This is a genomic window from Fuerstiella sp. (genome assembly GCA_022447225.1).
In the GTDB taxonomy this organism is placed as follows: Bacteria; Planctomycetota; Planctomycetia; order Planctomycetales; family Planctomycetaceae; genus S139-18.
Window position 1 is genome coordinate 11,428 of record JAKVAZ010000017.1, and the last position, 21,839, is coordinate 33,266.

Here is a 21,839-nt window from a genome sequence, read left to right on the forward strand (position 1 = left end):
GGAGAGGACTTCGTGTCAGGATTGGGAAATCCTTCATGAAGATCCGGTTAGTGACATACAGACACTACAGCTCACCGCCGGACAGACTATTTCAACCTCCGGATTCAACGCTATAGCAGTTTTTCCGTTGTGTGTTCGTTCATGCTCACCAGAGAATGGAATATATTCGTGTCGGACCGATGTTTGATTGCGGGACAGCTCCCCAGAATCTGCGGACGTTTTTCACAGCGCAAACAAAACCCCCGGTTACCGACGGAACCGGGGGACTGCGAACATGAAGAAAACCCGGCTTGTCACAAACGATGTTTGTCACGTTCAGCCGGATTGTGAAAAACGATATAGACAGCCCTTGCCTCCATGGCAGACGGGACTGTCTGTGGTTTTGTCTTAAACAGACATCAGTTCGCCGGCAATTCGTTCTGCAGCTTTGCCGTCCCAAAGAGCGGGACAGCGACCTGATTTGTAAGTGCCGTTGACAACGGCACGCAGGTTGTTGTCCAGCGTCTGTGGATCGGATCCACACAGGGTATTCGTGCCTTCTGTTACTGTCACCGGTCGCTCCGTGTTTTCACGCATTGTCAGGCACGGGATTTCCAGTGCCGTGGACTCGTCCTGCAGTCCACCTGAATCAGTCACAATCACTCGTGACCCGGACGTCAATGCAAGGAAATCGAGGTAACCCAGCGGCTCAAGTAATCTCACACCAGGGGCCGACTCAAGTGATGTCAGCAGCCCGAACGTTTTCAGACGTGTCCGGGTTCTCGGATGAACAGGAAATACGACTGGTAATGCCTCCGAAATTCCAACCAGTACTTTAACGATGCCCTGGAGTGTTTTCGGGTTGTCAACGTTTGACGGGCGATGTGCCGTGAAGACTGCATATGTGCCGGACTGCAGTCCCAGGTCTGTTAACACGCATCGATGTGAAGCCTTTTCGACCAGCCGGAACAGAGTATCAATCATAACATTGCCGACCAGGCGAATCCGATCATCGGGATGTCCCTCCCTTCTCAGGTTGTCCAGGCCGGACGGCTCAGAGACCAGCAGCAGATCAGAAAGACTGTCGGTCACAATTCGATTAGTCTCTTCCGGCATCTGTCGATCAAAACTGCGGAGACCGGCTTCCACGTGTCCTACCGGAATATTAAGTTTGACGGCGGCCAGAGTTGCAGCCATCGTGGAATTGACATCTCCGACAACGACGACTCGGTCAATTTCCGGACGTGCCTGAGTAAAGACCTTTTCCAATTCTATGATGAGTCGGCCCGTCTGCTCACCGTGACTGCCGGATCCGATACCCAGACTGATGTCGGGATTCCTGATTCCCAGTTCGTCAAAGAACACATCTGACAGATTGTGATCGTAATGCTGGCCGGTATGAATCAGCAGCGGATCAGCCTCTGCATAATGTTCGAATGCCCTCAGGATCGGAGCCATTTTCATGAAATTTGGGCGAGTTCCAACAATACAGGCAAATCGTTTCATGCGTGTGATTCATTTTCCACTGTTAGTGTGAATCCGGATTCGCACGGCGTGTTGCCATATTCAATTTCCAGCTGAACGGTTTTGAATTCGGTTCCAAAATCGGGTGACCATTTTGCGGTACGGATGTGAACCGGTGATTCAGTGTTCAGGTGGATCCGCTTTGTATCAATCATAATATCAACATCATGTTCGCTGACTTTGTAGACATCGCAATCATGGTGCAGGAGCAACCGAGCGACAGCCGGTTCAGAAAACCGACTGGTGACGTGGTCAACGACGCGAAAATATTCAGGTGATCCTGAGATTGTTCGTGTATGGTTAATCTGCTGACCATCGGCACTGCGCGAACTATAGCTGCCCGTTACTGACATGCTGTCTGCACTCAATGCAGCACGCAGACAACGACCGTGCGCCCGATGCCCGACTCGGAATGATTTGACAAATTCGCACTGATCACGGTTGCCAACTGTTACGGTGTTGTGAGCCTTTGTTGAACGGTTCCAGTCGCGTTCGGGGCCGGATTCATATTCTCGAACTCCGGCGTCGACCACAATTCGCCGGCCGTCAACGTCCCATTCAAATGCTAAAATGTCTCCGTGACCGTGCGCAGGCAATGTGTCAGCACATGACGGACCGCAATCGAACGTCAGATACGCCTGACCCGTACGGATACCGTAGTAGCCTGAATCTTCGAAACCAAAGCAACGTCTCTGATCGATACGGGGTCCGCCGAACTGTTCATATTGAGACAGACACTGTTTCGGCAGATATGTCATGTTCAGTCCCCCATCGCTGTACAGACTGATACGTCCGTCAGGATGAGTCAGGTCCGCTATCACCTGTGCCGCTGGTTCAAGACACCGAATGAGTTCGCTGCGTTCACCTGGAACAAGGATGGATGCGCATTCCAGCAGGTCTGCAAACACCTGGCAGTGATAAGCGGGGGACATTTCGAAGTGCATTCCGTCGGAAAGAAATTGTGACGCCACTTCTTTCCGCAGAAAACGGCGCCCCCGATGATACCACGCGGACGCCTCAGGTCCGTGAAAAAATTTAGCCGCCCACAGGAGCGTCTTGATGTTTTTGATCAGATGATTTCCACGGATATCTGTTTCAAGGTTTCGGGCCAGGAAGCGGACCTGTTCAGCGACAGACTCAACGACTTTATCTACGGTATTCGGTGATACTTTAGCACGATGGGCAGCCAGCCACTGCATCATGCACACAGTTCGAATCGAAATCGCATAGCTGTTCCATGAATTTAGCCAGTACTCTGACTGCCACGGGGGATTTCGGCGGATCCAGTTCAGGAGAATTGATTCTCCCAATTCCACCTCCACCGATTCAACGAATTCCAGGTAGTGCAATGCCAGACACTCCAGTTGCGTTGGCCGGCTGTCGTCATTCAGTTGCCAGTCGATTTCGTCACCGACCGGCCAGGACCGATTCAGCTGGCGTAGAAATAACTTCCCTTCGCGATTATGAATGAGGTGCTCACGTGGAGGAAAGACGGCAGCAGGTAATGTCGCGGCCAGTGGCAGCGGTTTATTTCGTCTTACCTTCAAAAAACGACCTGGTGGCGACATCGTCAGTCGACGTCTCAGACTGAACCAGAAACGCAGCCACAGCCGTTCGGGTGGAATATGGCGTATAGTTCGCCCGAATTGTGTAAGGGAAAACGTCAACGAGCAGGCCTAATGGATCGTTGGCATTCCGACTGACTGGCCGGAATGATCTGGTTTCTCGTCAGAAATGAGTGTGGCAAAGAGTTTGAGGTAGTCGGTGGCGAAGGTGTCTCGGCTGAATTTTTCCAGAACAAATTGACGCCCTCTGGATGTCAGTGACCGGTAAAGTTCCTGATCACCAATCAACTGATTGAGACAACTGAGCAGCGAGTCACTGTTTCCTGGTTCCATTTCGATAGCTGCACCGGCTTCTCGCACAATTTCAGCCGACTCACCCCGAACTCCCATAATGATAGGGCGCTGCATGGCCATTATTTCAAATATTTTTGACGGAACGACAGTGGTAAACAGATCACAGAGACGGAGATGCACAAGTAAGGCATCAGAACTCGAAATCACCCGTGGCATTTCTGACTTGCTTAGGCGTCCGGTGAATTTTACGAGATCAGACAAACCTCGGGTTTCCGCTTCTCGCTCCAGGGACTGCCGGCGGGCTCCGTCACCGATCAGGAGAAATCCGATATCATCACGACCTGAGTCTTTGAGAAGCTCTGCTGTATTCAGCACGGTTTCCAGTCCGTGAGCCATTCCGATGGTACCCACGTAGGAGCACAAAAACCGGTCCTGCATGCCATACTGCCGGCGGAACTCGGGATCCGGCAGACGCGGCGAAAAATATTTTCCGTCAACACCATTGTAGATGACTGAGATACAGTCGCTCACGTCAGCTTTCGATGTCACATTGCTCCGATACTCTTTGCCAACAGTAACAACGTGGTCAGCACTCAGGTAAAGCTTGCGTTCCAGCCACTTCAGTATCTGTAATACAAATCCGCCTCGTATGGCACCTACGGCGGCAATCGATTCCGGCCAGATGTCGCGGATTTCAAGGACGAAAGGTACGCGTCGAAGAAAATTAACAACGGCGCCGGCCCAGCCGCAGAACAGTTGCGGACTTGTGGCAATCATGACGTCCGGGCGTTTCACAAACAGACCGGTCCAGACGGCTGTGATCATGTAAGACACATAGTTCAGTGTGCGTCTTACGAAACCGGCATTAGGCGCCAGGAATGTCCAGACACGGATGACCTCAATCCCGTCCATGGTTTCTCGCTGAGGCCGTATCGTGTTCTTATACCCCTGATAGGGTCGTCCATTCGGAACATTGGGTACGCAAGTGATCACGGTGACATGATGTCCTGCCCTGACCCACCGCACGCAGTGTTCATATGTTCGAGATGCCGGAGCATTACTTTCCGGAGGAAAGTAATGTGAAAAGAACAGAATTTTCAACGGGATTTAACCACAAGTCATACTAATTAAAACCAGAAACGCCCTGATGGCCATCTGAATGGTGTCAGCGTCCTTCAGTTGTAAAAATTGTGCAGTTCGTGAGGGGCTGAGCTGTCAAAATTAAATTGTGAACGGCATTCCCTCACGAAGACTTTGTACGGCGAGTATCGATGTGATCGTAGTACTGCGAATTTGGTCCCATGAGATCGGTGGTTCCGTCGTGCCATTCACGGCTGCAGTAAATCGCCGGATTTCTGCAGCGTGACCTTTGTCCTGCTGATGCTTTCGAACGGTTTTTTTACCTCGGTTGTAGACCGTTAGCCGGCGGAAGTCATCGAGGACTGCCGTTGCGCCACCACCGAAAATTTCCACCCGTTCCTTCGGGCACGCTTTATCACCCCCGGCAAGGTATGCGATACTGGAAACACTTCCGTTTTGATGACGAATCGTGATGAAGGTCTGGTCGTCTGTAATCTCCGGAGCGGTTTCACCTCCGACGGATTCGGCATACACACGTGTGGGTAATGATCCGGTGAGCCATGTTGCGAAATCGATCGCATGGCAGGCTTCACCGATAATGCGGCCGCCGCCAATCTCTGTCTGCTGAGTCCAGTGATCGACCGAGATTGATCCGGCATTGAATCGGTAGCTGATTGTGAGTGGCGCATTCAGGTCAGCGAAGACAGATTTCAGCCTTTGTGCCAGTGGGGCGAAGCGGCGATTAAAGCCCACCATCACCAGTGGTGTTGCATCACGGGATTCCAGCAATGCGTGTTCGATTGCGAGCAGGTTGTCGAGATTCAAACAAAGCGGCTTCTCCACAAAGATTGACTTGCCCGCTCGAATTGCCTTTACAACATGATCGCCATGCAGGTGGTGCTGTGTGAGGGAAAACACTAAGTCTACATCATTTGCGGCAAGCACTTCGTTTTCGTCGCTTGACGCACGCTGGAAACCATACTTCCTGCCACTATGAGTCGCATGAACACCCCCCGCAGAGCATAACACCACGGGTGTCAGTCCATCGCAGGCAACGATCTGTGGTATCAGTATCATGTTCGCAAAATTGCCGGCACCAAGAACACCTACACCCAGTTGAGTGGTCTCTCCGCCTTTTGAAACACGCTTGCGCTGAGGAAGCCGGGGCTTTAGCTGAATGGTTCGATCTGGTTTTTTATTTTTATCAGCATCGTACTGCAGCAGAACGCCCAGGAACGGCTCTGAGCCGCTGCTGATGATGTTATACGCACGAGCCGCATCTTCGATTTTAAACCGATGCGAAATAAGTTGTTCTATCTCCAGTTTTCCGGCGGACATCGCCTGCAGTACAGCGGAAATGTTTCTTTGCTCGGTCCACCGGACGTATGCTGGTGGATAATCACGTCCCAGTTCTTCATAACCCGGATCGTACCGGCCCGGACCATAAGAACAGGAAACCACAAATTCGGCCTCTTTGAAATAAAACGGTCGGCGGTCCAGTTCCAGTCCGACAACACCGACCAGCACGACTCGGCCTCGTTTTCGGACCGCACGAGCGGCGAGTTCAATTGGGTCGTTGGATCTGGTTGAAGCCGTAATAAGAACTGCGTCAGCACCCATGCCTCCGGTAAGTTTGTCGATTTGTGAAGCGCTGATTTCCGGTTCGGCAAACGCAGCCCCTGCATTTTTTGCAAGAACGCACTTTGATACATCAGGATCGGTGCCGATGACGTGACAGCCCGAAGCATTCAGCAGACTAACTGCCAACTGGCCGGTCAGACCCAGTCCAATGATGAAAACGGTTGATCCTAGATCAATCTGTGCATGTCGAATTCCGTGGAGCGCAATAGCGCCGAGGACAGCAAATGCTCCGTGGTCAGTGGAGACGTTTTCGGGAATGCTCGCACACAGGTTCTTTGGAACACAGACGACTTCCGCATGGTTGCCATTCGAGGCGACACGGTCACCGGGTTTAAACTGCTCGACACCGGTCCCGCAGGCCAGGACGACTCCCGCTGAGCTGTATCCCATCGACATCGGGTTGTCGAGTTTTTCACGAACAGCTCGAACAGTGTTCAGCAATCCTTCGTTCCGTATCTTTTCCAGAACTCTGCGCACCTGATCGGGGCGTTGGCGTGCTTTACCCAGCAGGGACCTGCCGGCAAGTTCCATTGCGCTCTTCTCTGTGCCCGCAGAGATCAGTGATGCGGTATTTGCAATCAGCACGTGTTCGGGTCGAACAGCGGGTGCCGGACATTCGGTCACCGACAAACGACCGTTGCTGATACTCTGGATGATGCACTTCATTCAATGTCCAACCTGCTTCAGGACCTCCGTTGGCGGATTTGTACGATGCTTCACAAGGAGTTTTCCGGTCAGCAGTATCATCATTCCGATGAACATCCAGAAAGAAAATGTCGCCATCGTCGCCGGAGACAGCATCCATCCTTCGGCCTGAGAATGTACCAGTAAACCCAGTGCACCGGAAAAGGTTGCTGCCAGCATTCGGTAATCATGTGTGATACCGAATCTGTGGAATTCAAGTTTCATGGCTCTGATGGCCTGAGAAAAGGCGGTGACCATCATTCCGACAAATGCCAGCAGTAACAGCAGTCCGCCACCGCCAAGTATTGCCAGTGTGGAATTTCCGAACTCTCCGATATACCAGCTGATGCGCCCGTGTTTCAGTACCTTTTCAGTGTGCCAGGGTTCGACGCGCCAGGAGAGACCAAATCCATAGCCGAGAAGGGGTCGTTGCATCACAAATTGAAATGTTTGGTCAAATTCGTTGATCCGGGTCCGGTCCAGCAGGGTTTCCTGGCCCTTGTACACGTATTCTCGCAGCGACTCGTTGATCACGATAAAGAGTGACAACGTTAATAATCCGAGATAGAAGATTCCGGCGATGCGACTGATTGATGGACTTCTGTACAACGCATACCAGCTCACCAGAGCAACAGTGCCACTCACGAGTGCCCCTCGGCTATGGTTGAGTATGCAGATGAAGATTGCCAGTCCAAGAATATGTCCGTTCAGTCGGCGCGGAATAAGGGGCCTGGGGTTTGCCTGCTCCAGCATGAAGACCGGCATTACACAGACCGCTACCGCCGAAAGAAAATTTGTGTTTCCTATCTCGACCTCAGCGGGACGAAACGCTCTGTACAGTCCCAGCAGGATCAGCAGGAAAGCGGTGATCAAAAAACAGGTGCGACCACGTGAGGTTTCCAGCAGCTCCGTCAGTCCGCGACTGCAACACACAAGAGGCATCCACAGGGATACATACAGAAGCAGTTTGAGAAGTCCGAGTTCAGGAGCTTTACACAAAACACTTGACGCCACACCTGTCAACAGCGTCAGCAGCGCGAAACCGATAAAACTGCGGTTGAATCGCAATCCCGGATTCACAGTTGGACGGAGACATACCAGACCGGCCAGTATACCGATGATTGCTAGGCGAACCAGGCTCTTGTTGGGAATCACATGCGACATCCCGGTGTCGTACAAACCAAGAAATAGCCAGGTAAGTACGATGCCCAGGCCCAGGAGACTCAGGCTTCGAGCGTCAGGCACTCTGTGGGAGGGATTACTCCCGAGCCTCTGTTGCGATGGGTGAGTTACAATTGATGCGGACATCACGAGATTTTGACGACCCCGGATTGTCAGATTCCAGTGAATTACCCGATACCGTGGAACTTCCAAAGGGATATACGAACAGAGTCAATCAAAGTGGTTCATCCTCTCTGTCTCCCTCAACTGGCCGTCTATTCCGTAGACGCTTCTACAGGAAGTCATTAGTCACGCGTGGGAACAACCACAGTGAACCTCCCTGTGTCAGTTCGTGTCAGAGCACAAACTAAGTTATGGAAGTCAAAATGAAAACGGCAACGGTTTTGTAGAAATTATTGGACGGTTAACGAAACCTGCAGACCGTAAAATTGTCCGTGCCGGAGTTCGTCTGACAGTTGAATCAAAACCTAAATCAGAAACTCTGCCGGCAGGGTCATGAACCAGTGCCATGATTCTTTCGCTGTATGAGCACTAGTTCCGTAAAATAAAATATTTGAACTGCGAACTGAAAAGACCGCACAGAGCCAGGATTCATCGTACACTGACGCCGTCAATACCGGCCATGAAGTCCAGAAAATTCTGTGCTCCGTTTGGAGCACTCGTATCCGCTGCGACCAGCCGTGCGTGGCGACCGAAATCCAACCTTTGCTGACGGTTTGCCACCAAATTTCTGAGACAGTCGGTCAAATCTGAAACGGAGCCCGGAGTGAATACGCTGCCGTTGCGTCCACTGCTGACGAGGTCTTTTCCTGCACCAACATTTTCCGACACCACAACCGGCAGGCCGGCGGCCATCGCTTCCTGAACCACCACGCCCCACCCCTCGTGCCCCTTGGTTGGCAGAACGAAGATGTCGGAGGCCAGATAAGCTGCCAGCAAGGGGCGGCCTGAAAGGAACCCGGCGAATTCTACGTGATTCTGCAGGTCATGACGGATTACCAGTCGACGTAAATCTGAATCCAGCGGGCCTTCTCCGACGATCAGCAGAAAGACGTGATTATGCTCCCGGACGAGAGAAGAAAAAGCACGCAGTAATGTCAGCGGATCTTTTCTGGGAATCAAACTGCCGGCATACAGCAAAATAAGAGAAGAACGTTCTCCCACAATCTGAGACCGCAATTTGTTTGCCTGAGAGATCAGAAACTTAGATGGTTTAAGCAGCGACGAAAGGTCCGGGGCATACGGGATGCTGGTACCTGAAACCTGTCGTGAAAGCCGCTGATACGTGTCCGTTGCCTCCTGCCCAATTCCGATCACAGCTGAGGCTGGTCGTAAAAACCAGCGAAGGTACATCGATTTCAGCTGTCGTCTCCAGCGGGCTTCCTGTTTCTTGAACGGATGCTCACCCCAAAAAACAAAACGTGCCCGGTCTCTGGTACAGAACATGCGTGCAGTTCGGGCATCCGGCATGAAATAGTTTCCGCTCACAATCACTGTGCTCGCAGGTGTCTTCTTCAGTGCCGACCACAACCCGGGATTCCTGTGCAGGTCTTTACCTCGCACTCGTACGTTGTGACTGAGGATATCAGCAGAAAAATCAAAGTGATGAGGGACACGGTAGTATTGACGATCGATTTCCTGAGCAGCACTGAACGTCACTTGAAACTGATCCGGTATCAACAGCTGTAGAGCGTTATAAAAATCGATCATGTACGGACTGGGAATGGACGTCACAAAATGAAATCGCAGATTCGGTTCGGCTGACACACTGTTCACCGTATTTCCTCGTTGATCCAGTCAGGTTGAGTGGTCTGTCCCAGTAACCACTCGTATGTCTCCTTCATCTGAGTTGCCACAGAATCCTGGCAGAAATTCTGACGGACCCAGTCCCGACCACGTTTGCCCATCAACTGCAGCTGCTCAGTTGTCAACTTCATAGCGGTTTCCAGTGCCGTGCGCACTGCCCCAGGTTTCGGTGCGACCCACCAGCCACATTTATGGTCAACGACAGGTTTCCAGGGGGCAGCAGTCGTCGTTACAACGGGGACACAATGAGCCAGAGCTTCACCGACAGTGATGGCAAAATTGTCAGAAGTTGTGGGAAGACAGAACAGGTCGGCGGATGCCAGAAAATCAGTTTTCTCCTGTCCGAAGACCGGGCCACGAATCCGAAACCGTTCGAGACACAGTTCGTCTGCCCTTTGCTGCAGTTGCTCCTTATATCCCCCGTCATCAATTCCGGCAATTTCCAGTTCCCATTCAGGAAACTGAGTGAAAACAGACTTCCAAATGTCAACAAGCATTGTCACCCCTTTGATGGGATGAATGCGCCCCAGATAGACCAGCCGGCGCCGGACTCCATGATTCCGCGGGCTGAGTTCCGGAACCGACAATGAATTAGGGATCACTGCAACCGGTCCACGGTAACCTGCCGCACGAATGTCGGCACATTCGTGATCTGCAGTTGCGTGCACACAGTCCGCCGCCAGTATGTCCTGCCTTCGCCGCCAGCGCCACATTAGCTGTTTCCTCCAGCCGGAATAACGCAGCGCTTCAGAAGACAATGTTCCCCGGGGGGATATCACTATGGGCTTCCTGAATTCCTGAGCCACGCGGGACGCATAAACTCCAGGCAGAGTCCACAGTTCGTGACAGTGAATCATGCTGGCCTGTTCTGCCATCTGCCTAAGTGCCTTCAGCATGGAAGGTGACCAGCCGAGCGAGCTGAAACCCGAAATCACAGGGTGCTCATGCATAGTAAACTCAGCTGCATGCCACTCCTGACGTGCGCTCGGAGCAAACAGGTTCGTTTCCACACCAGCATGAGAGAGACCTGTACACAGACTGGGAACAGATTCGGTCAGCCCGCTGCCGTAGAGATTCCGAAAATTGAATACCTGCACAACATTCATGTCAGGCACGCAACCGAATCAGAAATGAACCCAAAACACCCATTAACCAGGCACGTGTCCATTGAGTGTTTTGCGAACTGCGTTGAAACTCCTGCCACATATTGCCGACAACGTCGGCATCAACCAGCCCTGAATTCCTGACTTCATCAATTCGGGATTCGAAGAGATCACGGAGCGGTCCCTGCATCCAGGCTGCACAGGGCATTGTGAACCCGCGTTTCGGCTGTTTTGGTATGTCACCAAAGACTTCCCCTCCTAGTGAATCGGCCAGAAGTGGTTTATTCATTTGTCGATTTCCCAGTCGAAGTGGTCCAGGAACACGTGATGTTGTTTCAACAAGGTCCAGATCCAGCATCGGCATGCGAATTTCCAGGCCGTGAGCCATCCCGCACACATCGGCATCCCGCAGCAAAGTGTTACCCATGTAATGACGGGCTTCAGTGACTCCGACAGCAGAAACCGGATCCATTCCTTTCAGTTCATCCGACAGTTCGGCCTGAGGCAGCAGAACATTGCAGGTTAGGCCCAAAGACTCAGTCATGAGTCCGAGGGATTTGATTTCTGTGTCTGATAAAAGACGGCGACGGCGCAATACGAGATCCATCACTGAGGGTCGCGCCTGCACAAATTCCTGGGCCTTCGCTCTTTGCTGCTCAGAAAATCCGGAAAGCAGACAAGCCACCAGCCAGTGACGAAGGTACGACGGTGCCAGCCGACTAATTTTCAGCCACGGCATATATTTTGGGATAGCACGAAATGTGTGGTAGCCGCCAAAGATCTCGTCACCTCCGAGTCCCGACAAAGCCACTTTGATTCCCTGGTTTCGAACTGCCCATGAAACGATGTAGGTATTCAGACCGTCGATCGAAGGTTGATCAATACCAGCCAGCCAGCCCTCTGCCAAATTACAAATTTCTTCATTCGTCAGTACAACATTCGTATGATGCGTTCCAAATCGCCGAGCTGTTTCAGCCGCTGTCGGATTTTCGTCAAGTTCAGGCTGGTCAGCGAGACCGACTGTAAACGTATTCAGCTTGCCCGGATACGTTCTGGATGCCAGTGCCGCAATAGCCGTACTGTCCATTCCCGCAGACAAAAATACACCCACAGGTACGTCACTCATCAAGTGGGCTTGCACACTGTCTCGAAGCATTGTTCCCGTTTGCCGTCGAGCTTCAGCCGGAGATAAATCTGAATCCTGCTGTGGAAAATTCCAGAATCGTTGCGAAACCGGATGGTCGCTGACCTGCGGAGGTTTCCGCAGGTCAATTTCGATGGTGCTGCCTGGTTCCAGAAGCCGTACTCCCTGAAGCATCGTAAGGGGACCAGGAACAGACCCATATGCCAATAACCCTGCCACGGCCCGACGGTCGACCCCTTTTTTTCCGAAACCAGCTGCATGCAGTGCCATGACTTCAGAAGCAAATCCAAACGCTTCATTAGATGCAGCGTAATACAGTGGTTTCATGCCCAGCGGGTCACGTGCCAGGACCAAACGCTGAGATTGCTGGTCGTAGATTGCGAACGCGTACATACCCCGCAGTTCACGAAAACAGTTCATGCCCCAGCGTTCCCAGGCATACAAAAGGACCTCGGTGTCACAGTGACTGCGAAAGCAAACACCTCCAGCTTCAAACTGACGCCGCAGCTGGGGATAATTGTAGATCTCTCCGTTGTACGTCACAAAATTTCCGGATTCCGGATGAGACATGGGCTGTCGGCCGGCATCACTCAGATCTAAAATTGACAGACGACGATGTCCGAGACCCAGTACTCGGTTTTGCACCACAAAATATTCTTCGCCTTCGCCGTCGGGGCCGCGATGAATCTGTGCTCTCAGCATGCGCGGCAGTATCTTCAGCGCCTGCTGCTCATACGTACACAGTATTCCCGCGATACCACACATCAGCTGTATTCCTGCGGGGAATTCTGAGGGCAGACCTGTTGCAGCAATTCATAAAGTCGACGGCAAACAGTGTCTTCGGAGAACCCATTCCGAATGTGGTCGCGACAACGCTGCGAATAGTTCTGCCAGACTGTTTTGTCCAGGTGAGCAACTTCCCGCAGCGTTGCCAGAAGTTCCTTACGACCTCCGGCCGGTATCAGCCAACCGGTCTTTCCTGGTATCACCAGTTCGCGTGATGCACCAACGTCGGTTGCTACAGCCGGCAAACCGTCACGCATCGCCTCCAGTAATACTGTTGGCATTCCCTCGGAATAGCTTGGCAGAACGAAAACGTCAGAGTTTCGGTAGAACTCGCGAAGACGACCCACGTCGCGAATGACCCCGTGCCATCGTACACCAGGTTGGGCAACTCCTTCTGCCCCGACGACATCCAGTTCTGTGTCCGGCAGCTGTCTCAGGACATTCAGCAATAATGAAAGACCTTTTTGAGGATCATTTCGGCCCACAAACAGGCAACGCAATGTCGGCTTTCGGGGCTGACATCTCGGGTGATCGTTTACGACCGATACTGCGTTTGGCACGACAGCTACTCGGTCTTCGGATACGCCTGCCTTTTGAGCAAGGATTTCCGTCAGCATGCCACCCTGCGAAATGACACAGTCTGCTTTCCGAAGATGGAACCGAACAAGAGGCTTCAGTGTTCTGGCACGCAGGTTCCAGTACCACGACTTCTGGTCCTGGTACATATTCAGACCATGAGGATGGAATACGACAGGCGGACGATCTTCGCGTTTCAGCGTGGCTGTCACCAACGGACCCTCGCTGTAAATCACGGAGGGGCTGGTGTCTCGTGCAATGCGATCTACATTCTGTGAATACTCTTTTAGTTCTTCCGGGTAATGCCACGGCCAGAATCGTCCTGGTCCCCGCCATTTGGGATAGTCGATCACATACTCGCGTCCTGAAAGATCGGTTGGTCGCACGGGGACATCTCTAAACGTGTGTACAAAACTCACATTTACGCCCATTGCTGTCAGGCCCTCGATGTGACGACGAGAAACTGCCTGCATGCCCCCCAGGACATAGGGTGCAATTCCACTTGTGACATAAAGAACATCCATTAGGTGATTTCTGCTGCCGGTCGATGCCAGACCACTGTTTTTTGTGGCTCATAAAGAAGCGTGCCAACGATGACGCAGCACTTGAGCTTCCGAAATGCGAATCGTGGTTCAATCAAAAAACAATTCAGTTCTTTGGGAAACACAGAGTCACTCGAAATCTGCTTTGGCCAGTCCCTCGCAGGATTTTCCGGTGGTGACACGGCGAAAAATCTCAGCCAGTATCCCTGCCTGGAACTGACGTGTTAGTTTACTCTGGTCAACAGGTGTGCATGTATCGTCAATCGAAAAAAGACCGTCTGCCATCTGTTCAAGTCGACGCGCACCCTCACTGACATTTTTGTAATCGATCACGGCGGCCTGTGGGATGCGCAACAGCAGGTTCTTCAGATCTCCTGCAGGGACAAACGCCAGAATTGGTTTGTGCAACGGAAGATAGTCGTAGACTTTGCCGGGAATATGGGGCACGTTCCGATTGCGATCTGCCCAGGCAACCTGAACAACGAGAAGCACATCGGCTTCGCGCATTGCTTTCAAAACCGCATGTCGTGGCTGGACTCCTAAAAACTGAAATACACCAGTTTCAGGGACGATTTCCCGGACAACTTGCATCAGTTTTTCAGGAGCATGTCCGATTTGAATGATTTCCAGCCTTTGAGCCAGTTCCGGTCGTCGATCAAGCAGTTGCCGCACAGACTGCGCCAGAGGCACAAGTGATCTCGCTGTGTCATCGATATCGCCGGTATAAAAGTTTCCAGGCCTGGACGCACGCATTCCAGGGGTGTACAGAGTTCCGGTATGAATGATTTGGCAGCGAGGTGACCGATTCTGCGCACCATGTATTGCAGAAGAGGTGCTGACATGTCTAGCATCAAAACCATTGGGAATCCATGTGATTTTTCCGGAAGCATCTCGTCCCAGCCAGTCACGCATCAGACGGTAAGCACCAGGAGTGTTCATGACAACGGCATCTGCGCTCAGTAATAATCTGCGTTCGAAATTTTTCTCCCATCGATAATGCCAGAGGGACGGGTAACGTTTGAGAGAAGCCACGTTCCATGGATCGCGCAGATCAGCAACCCACGGGATGCCACACGTACGGGCTGCCTTTGCCGCAGCTTCAAGTGTACTGTTGGGACCTGCTGTCGCATAAATAAGGTCGAATGGACTCCGGGCATGCTGATGTGCCACAGTACGTCCGGCATTACGCGCCCAGCTGCGACAGCCTTCATATTCCCAGCGATAAGCCAAAGCCCAGTAAATGGGGTACAACCTTGTACGCAACAGAAGTTGTCGCAGACCAGCCAGACGGTCTCTGCCGGAAACCCGGATGACGTCGACACCGTTGTCATCAAGGAGTAACGAGTGGTCCAGCTGAAACTCTCGATGTGCTTCTTCCGCAACAGGTTCAACGGAAAAGACGACCGGATTCACTGCGTATTCAGGCAGATAGCGAACGAACGCATCGCTGCGTGCTGTTCCCGCGCCACCAATCGGCGGGTAGTAATGTGCCATAAAGGCACATCTGATCGGATTACGTTTATTCTCCATAAATGCGCTGATAGGTGGAAAGGATCGATTCGAAACTCAGTTGTTCGTCTGCCGTCTCCCGACAACGTTTTCGAAACATACTGCGTGTTTCCCGGACGGATTTCAGAAAACTGTTTGTTGTTGCTGCAATCTGCTTTGGCGAATCATTACAGCCAATTTCGATTCCTATCCCGTTGTTCCGCACGATCCTGGAAAAATCGGCAACGGCATCCGTTAGCAGTACCGGCACACCAAGGTTCAAATATTCGGCAAATTTTGTAGGTGACGCCACTCGATTGATGACATGGTCCTGTCGTATCAAAACGCCTAAATCGGCTGCAGAAGCAATATTCGATACCTCCTGATGAGGAACACTGAGGATCCGGCAATGGTTTCTCTCAATTCCAAAGGTCTCGATGCGGGTCTGAAAATACTCCGGTTCCGCACTTAAAATCAGTAACTGTGCCGCCGGATTTAAGTTCCGAAGTTCACGAAATACTTTCAGTAGCAATTTTGGCTGCTGCCAGTCGCTTGCCCCTCCCAGGTACAGAATGACATCGTTACTCTCAGTAAAACCAAGTTTCTGTCGTGCCCGCCGCCGCATATCCTCGAGAGTCTCTGTCCGGATATTCAGTGTGTTGACGCATGGCACCACGTGATAAGGGACGTTCTCACCTGTGGCTGTCCGAATGTGCTCTCCCAGTTCCTTTGACACAACGAAACGCTCACTTGCCCGTGTCCATGTTTCTTTTTGTCGTCTTAGAGCCCGTGCATAGAGGGAAGTCCCGCGTACCAAACGTCCATCACTGAGTCGTTCGGCAATGTCCGCTCCGTGAACATCAAACACTGTTCGCGGGGCCGGAGACAAACGAACGGCACCAAGAGCATAGGCTGCAGCCGCATGACTTTGACCGTGGACGACACCAATTCCGTGACGTGCAACAACATGGCGCACAGCACGTCTGGCTACACGGAGATTCAGTACATCCGAAAAAGGTAACCGTTTGGGTAACAGAGTCCGAATGATCAGTTCCACACCTGAGGCCTTCGCTTTCTGCTGCAATTCTCCACGCAGTTGCGAATGTCTTATGGTTCGAGGTGACTCAAACGACAGCAGCACCGGACGTGGAACTGCAGTTGACTGGACTTTCCTGACTGCCTTTAAGGCCATCCAGACACGAGTCGTATAACCATTTTCCTGCAGCATACCTCCGGCAGCCACCATCAGGCACCGGGGTACAGAACGCGCATTTGTCTTGCTGTGAAAAGAGGTGGAATTCACTTCGAAAGGGAGCGGTCTTCTGTCACCAAGATCAAAACAACCGGTAAGCTCCGAATTACAACTTAATGGCCATGTATTCAAAGTTGGTAATTAGATAGTCGATCTTCTGCCATTCACCAAATCGGGACACGTGTTCTAAGTCTTCGCAGTTGAATTCCGGACGTTCTGAAAAATGCGGTTACTGCGAAGTTCGCGTGATTCAGCATCTCCCGAAAATCAACCGAACTGAAACGATTAATGTAACTCAACGGGTTCTCAAGAAAATATTGGGGAGAGGCGGGACGTTCATGTTTTTCGAACCACTGATTCCGGACTTCAGTTAGCAACAATTGTTGGGGCCGCGGAAAGGAAAACCGAAGGTACAAATATATGGTAAGAGGATGCCCTGGCACTAATCACCACAGTGAACTACACAAATTTTGCTCCGATGCAGGATGCGAACCATCTCCTCCAGAGCTTTATGTGGATCCTGAAATTGTTCGAAAGCATGCTGGCAAGACACTATGTCAAAGCTGTTGAAATTGAACGAATGAGATCCCGCGATGACACGTGAAATTTTGACCCCGGTTTCAGACATTCGGCTGAGTTCGTCAAACGCATGTCGGTAACATTAACACTCTCGCAGCGCTGATCCTTTTTATGGAAACAAAAAAGATCAACGCTTTTATGTTACATGCGATATCGAATCGATACTTTCCGTGTAAATCAATTCGGTATTTCTGTTTGAGCTGATCATGTTTTCGTGAGCCGGCCGCAACATGCTGGTCAAGGACTCTGCTCAGCGTCGGTATGGGCTTTTGCCGCTGATTGATCGATTCAAAGTAGGCGAGGTCATACAGACTCTGACAGCGTTGAGTCTCTCTGCGAGTATCCAGCGACTCATATGACACGGCTCCTGGAGTTTTCGCCCGTTTCTGACCGGGCGTCTGCCACTCGATGCAGCCAGTTCTGGAGCTTCGACAGAAGCCGGGCAAAAAGACCAGAAAAGGTAAAGATAGAAGCCTGGTCGGTTACCGGAACATGCCATTTTAATTCACGTTAACAAAGACAATGCGTTACTGAATGAAACAACGCAATCAGCAATCCGTAGTATCGTTCTCAAAATAGGTTTCGATGATTCGTATAATGCGACGCGCGGCGTGTCCGTCACCATAGGGATTTGTCGCAGTGGCCATGTTTTGATAGGTGGACTCATCGCACAGCAACTGACTCACAGCAGCCACAATCGATCGACGGCCTGTTCCGATTATCTTTACGGCCCCTGCCCGGACCCCTTCAGGACGTTCGGTACGGTCCCGCATGACAAGTACCGGTTTACCAAGAGAGGGGGCTTCTTCCTGAATCCCGCCAGAGTCTGTCAAAACCATATGACACAATGACATTGCACGCACAAAGTGACGGTAGCTTAACGGATCGGTGAGCCGTACATTGGAGAGTGTTCCCAGAGTCTTACGGACCGGCTTTTGTACATTTGGGTTTAAATGCACAGGATACAAAAAAACGGTCTGTGGAAATTCACGTGCGAGTTGAACTACGGCAGCACAGATCTGATCGAATCCGTCACCAAAATTTTCTCGGCGGTGCCCGGTAACCAACACAAATTTTTGTCGGGTTGGATCGAATCCGCACAACTTCTGGAGGTCTCTATCCAGAGACCTTCCGATTTCCGACTGCTGCTGATGCAGTTCCATTTGAAGTGCGTCAATAATCGTGTTGCCCGTTACGTGGATTGTTTCCGGGGATAGTCCTTCACGAAGCAGATTGTTCCGGCTGTGTTCCGTTGGAGCAAAATGGACCGACGCCAACGGGGTAACCAGACGTCGATTGGCTTCCTCAGGAAACGGCGACCGAATGGTGTCCGTCCGCAGTCCTGCTTCAATATGTCCGAAGGGGATGCTTCGATAGAAACTTCCCAGTGCAGTCATCAATACTGTGGTCGTATCGCCCTGAGCCAGTGAAAAGTCGGGCTTGCGTTTCTCCAGGAAATTGTCGATTTCAGGTAACAAACGACTGCTCAGTCCTGCCAGTGTCTGACCGGGAACCATCACGTCAAACTCATGGTCAATACGTAACCCAAACTGATGAATTACCTGGTGAAGCATTTCACGATGCTGACCGGTTGACACAACGATCGGCTGCAGTTTGCTCGAATAGACCAAGCCGGCAATGACCGGAGCCATCTTGATGGCTTCCGGACGAGTCCCGACGAATACGGCAATATGTTTTACAGAGTCGGAGGCCACATCAGATTTCAAAAAAATATTTCACTTGTTTCCGATATTTGTCATTCACGCTGCTGTAAACAATACGCAGACAGGACTGACCGGAGTTTTTGTATCAGAGAATGAGATGTTGTTATCCGACTTCATCGATTGTCTCCAACAATCGTTGCCAACTCGCTGCACAGCATCTGATGAATACGCACTGGTGTGCGAGAAAGTCGTTCTGTGTCTGCAGACTGACTTGTGGTTGCTAATTCTTCACGGGATAGCTGATTCAACAAATTTGCCAGTTCTCCGCGAGCGGACATATTACAGGTAATCAACCAATCAGTGTTTTTCGAAAATTCGCGGGAGAGTGTTTTCGGCAGTATCACAGGTAATCCGTAAGTGAGATACAGAAACAGAGAACCTGATGTCGTAATATTGCCGCCGATGACTGCCACATCGGCCGCAGATAACCACAACGCTACGTCTTCAGGTTGTACGCGGTCCAGTGAAGCCAGAATCCGAGAGTCAGCGCGACAGTAATCAGAAATTTCAGCAGCGACGTCATCATCCATGCAACTTCCGGCAATCAACATGCGCTGTTTCGCAGCATTAGCGAGTGAAAATTCCTGAAGAATCAATGGTACATGTTTGTTGCGTCTGATCAGACCAAAATGCACAACGACAAGAGCGTCGGGTTCAACACGCAGACGTGAACGAGCCTCAGACTGAGGTATGGGATCGGGGTAGACTCCCTCGTAGGTCATGTGGGGAATGACTGTTTGCCGGCACCTGCCGCCAAAGCGTTTTTTTAATTCCGTCATACACCACTTCTGGTGCACAATGACAAGGTCAGAGACCGCCATCACCACTCGCCGCCCAAGCCAATCGATGAACCATCCGGACGACTTGTGCGGCATCACATTATGAGCCGTCCAGACGATTTTAATTCCTACCAGACGAGTGAGCAGCAGTCCGACTGTCATCCGCAGAAAACGCAGCCAGCGAGCTGCCAGCTGCGGATGAGCATAAAGAAAAGAAGGCCAGTGCAGGTGCAGTACATCCAGGTCGTGCCGATGACTCCAGATCCAGCTGATGCTGACACCCGGAGATTCAACAACATCCAGCAGGACATCCGACTGGAAACCTGAAAGTGCCTTACCTTCAGGGGACACACCATACAACAGTCTCAGGTACGGATTGTCAGAGCGAAATACTCCCGCAGTACTGGCAACGCGAATTCTCATTGCTCTATTTCCGCTGCACGTAAAAAAAACTGCTGAGCATTTCAGTTGTCAAAACAGACGACTCGTCCATGCACTCACCTGTCTGCAGAGTTTTTCGGAGTGATGTTCCGGAACGAAGATGAAATTGTTGATGTACCTCAGAACTCTGCCGGAATTCAGATCTTCAACAGCCTGCATCTGTGATGTATTAAACTCTCTGATGTTACGAAGGCCCCCGGCAGCCGGGTCAAAAAAGAAACCTTGATAGCCCAGATCGCAAACCTGTCTGAAAATGGAATCAATCGGCTGCTTATGATGCCGCTGTTCGATTTCGATTAGCAGCAGCGGCTGCATCTTCGCCAGTGTGTGTTGTGCGCCTTTGAGGACAGACATCTCATGTCCCTCAACATCAATCTTGATGAATCCGACGTCCTGGATTCCCGCTGCGCGAACAAAGCCGTCCAGAGTTTGCAAGGACACTTCGGTCACCTGGACAGCCGTTTGGCCGGACTCCATTACAGAAGGTTCAAGCGATGCTCGTGTGTCGTATCTAAGTCCTCCAATCACAGGGATGCGAATCTCCTCCTGCGACTCCCTGTCGGACAGCGCAAAGCTGAAAACCGCACGTCGTCCGAATCTGGCTTTCAATAATTCCACAAGCTCAGGCAGGGGCTCAAACAAAAAGAGATTGCCCCGCCCTACCAGATCTTCGACCATCAGAGAATAGATTCCGTTGTTCGCACCAACATCGAAGAACGGTCTATTTCGAGGTACAAGCTCACGGATGAACTTGACTTCAGGCTCGAAGGCGATTCCGTCTGTCAATGGTGTTTTCTGAACTTCATTACGTCGACTGATTTTCCAGCGACGGGCCGTCAGACGAAGTTTTCCAGTTCGCAGAACTCTCTTCAGCCACGTTTCAGGAATCAGCAAGGCACTGGTCCTGCACTGATGAATGCGTCAAACACCGGGCCGATAAGTCGTTTTCTCACTGACTGTGCACTTTGAAGTCTACCACGGCGGGGCAACGGCGAGTCGCCCTTGCAGGTTGACAGCCCGTGGTTTTCAGAGCAAGGAATCGTTCGGGAGACCTTGATGTAGTTCTGAAGGAAGTTGACAAGTTCATCTGTGTCGCGAAGTTTCGAAAATCGGTCGGAGGTGTAATGGGCAAAGTGTCCTGCGGGCGTATATTTCGCGGACGACGGTTGCTGATCGGGAGACATCATCACGAGAAAATAGTTCCTGGCCAGACGAGCCAGTTCCGACAGTAGATACGGACTCTTAAGTATGCCCTTTACGACCTGAATATATTTCTCTGGTGAATGCACAACCTCTGTTATGTGTGTTTGAAAACTGGTCTGCAGATCTTTGTATCAATCAACAGCTCAATTCCGACGGTGGATGTATTGATGCCTCCGGTATCAGACTTCCCGGTGACTACGAACCAATTCACGTCGTCTTCGGGTGTTTTTACTGCTACGTTGTCAGTCGCATCCTCATCAAATTCTGATCTGACCAGATCGGAATACGATGGGGATGTAACGACAATGGTCTCCGCCGGATGCGGACGCACAATGACCTGTACATCATCGTGTTCACGGAAATATGCAATCGTACATCCGGAGATGCTCTCTAACTTCAGGTGGTGCCGATCACGAAAATAGAGTCTGTTTGCGATGTCTCCGCCGGGACCAGGATTAAGACTGCTG

General features: G+C 51.4%; 15 protein-coding genes. 1 reads left to right on the plus strand and 14 read right to left on the minus strand.

Annotated features, from left to right (window positions below; genetic code table 11):
- Positions 1-387 precede the first annotated feature (387 nt).
- The 14 genes from wecB (MK110_17720) to MK110_17785 form a co-directional block, all read right to left on the minus strand.
- Positions 388-1,485, minus strand: a complete 1,098-nt coding sequence (wecB, locus tag MK110_17720) for a UDP-N-acetylglucosamine 2-epimerase (non-hydrolyzing) (GenBank protein ID MCH2213148.1) — start codon at positions 1,483-1,485, stop codon at positions 388-390.
- Positions 1,482-3,170: a heparinase II/III family protein gene (locus tag MK110_17725; protein MCH2213149.1), complete on the minus strand. Its 1,689-nt coding sequence runs from the start codon at positions 3,168-3,170 to the stop codon at positions 1,482-1,484. Before MK110_17725 ends, wecB (MK110_17720) begins: the two co-directional genes overlap by 4 nt.
- A gap of 9 nt (positions 3,171-3,179) precedes the next feature.
- Entirely contained in the window at positions 3,180-4,355 is a 1,176-nt protein-coding gene (locus tag MK110_17730) for a glycosyltransferase family 4 protein (protein ID MCH2213150.1), read from the minus strand.
- A 228-nt stretch (positions 4,356-4,583) separates the two neighbouring features.
- Positions 4,584-6,749 carry a bi-domain-containing oxidoreductase gene (locus tag MK110_17735; GenBank protein ID MCH2213151.1) on the minus strand — a complete coding sequence of 722 codons (2,166 nt, stop codon included), beginning with the start codon at positions 6,747-6,749 and terminating at the stop codon, positions 4,584-4,586.
- Positions 6,750-8,012, minus strand: a complete 1,263-nt coding sequence (locus MK110_17740) for an O-antigen ligase family protein (protein MCH2213152.1) — start codon at positions 8,010-8,012, stop codon at positions 6,750-6,752.
- A 528-nt stretch (positions 8,013-8,540) separates the two neighbouring features.
- Positions 8,541-9,725, minus strand: a complete 1,185-nt coding sequence (locus MK110_17745) for a glycosyltransferase family 4 protein (protein MCH2213153.1) — start codon at positions 9,723-9,725, stop codon at positions 8,541-8,543.
- Positions 9,722-10,861 carry a glycosyltransferase gene (locus MK110_17750; protein MCH2213154.1) on the minus strand — a complete coding sequence of 380 codons (1,140 nt, stop codon included), beginning with the start codon at positions 10,859-10,861 and terminating at the stop codon, positions 9,722-9,724. The genes MK110_17745 and MK110_17750 overlap by 4 nt, the downstream gene beginning before the upstream one ends.
- A 1-nt stretch (position 10,862) precedes the next feature.
- A complete protein-coding gene (asnB, locus tag MK110_17755; GenBank protein ID MCH2213155.1) occupies positions 10,863-12,767 on the minus strand; it encodes an asparagine synthase (glutamine-hydrolyzing) in 1,905 nt (634 codons plus the stop codon).
- Positions 12,767-13,888 (minus strand): glycosyltransferase family 4 protein, encoded by a 1,122-nt coding sequence (locus MK110_17760; GenBank protein ID MCH2213156.1) that lies wholly within the window; start codon positions 13,886-13,888, stop codon positions 12,767-12,769. The genes asnB and MK110_17760 overlap by 1 nt, the downstream gene beginning before the upstream one ends.
- Before the next feature lie 147 nt (positions 13,889-14,035).
- Positions 14,036-15,400 (minus strand): glycosyltransferase, encoded by a 1,365-nt coding sequence (locus MK110_17765; GenBank protein MCH2213157.1) that lies wholly within the window; start codon positions 15,398-15,400, stop codon positions 14,036-14,038.
- Between the two features lie 25 nt (positions 15,401-15,425).
- Positions 15,426-16,697 (minus strand): glycosyltransferase, encoded by a 1,272-nt coding sequence (locus MK110_17770; GenBank protein ID MCH2213158.1) that lies wholly within the window; start codon positions 16,695-16,697, stop codon positions 15,426-15,428.
- A gap of 1,076 nt (positions 16,698-17,773) precedes the next feature.
- Positions 17,774-18,952 carry a UDP-N-acetylglucosamine 2-epimerase (non-hydrolyzing) gene (gene wecB, locus MK110_17775; GenBank protein ID MCH2213159.1) on the minus strand — a complete coding sequence of 393 codons (1,179 nt, stop codon included), beginning with the start codon at positions 18,950-18,952 and terminating at the stop codon, positions 17,774-17,776.
- 110 nt (positions 18,953-19,062) lie between these two features.
- Positions 19,063-20,151, minus strand: a complete 1,089-nt coding sequence (locus MK110_17780; GenBank protein ID MCH2213160.1) for a hypothetical protein — start codon at positions 20,149-20,151, stop codon at positions 19,063-19,065.
- Positions 20,152-20,199: 48 nt separating this feature from the next.
- Positions 20,200-21,063: an FkbM family methyltransferase gene (locus MK110_17785; protein MCH2213161.1), complete on the minus strand. Its 864-nt coding sequence runs from the start codon at positions 21,061-21,063 to the stop codon at positions 20,200-20,202.
- A gap of 385 nt (positions 21,064-21,448) precedes the next feature.
- Here MK110_17785 and MK110_17790 point away from each other — a divergent pair, with 385 nt between their 5' ends.
- Positions 21,449-21,640, plus strand: a complete 192-nt coding sequence (locus MK110_17790) for a hypothetical protein (protein MCH2213162.1) — start codon at positions 21,449-21,451, stop codon at positions 21,638-21,640.
- Positions 21,641-21,839: the final 199 nt, after the last annotated feature.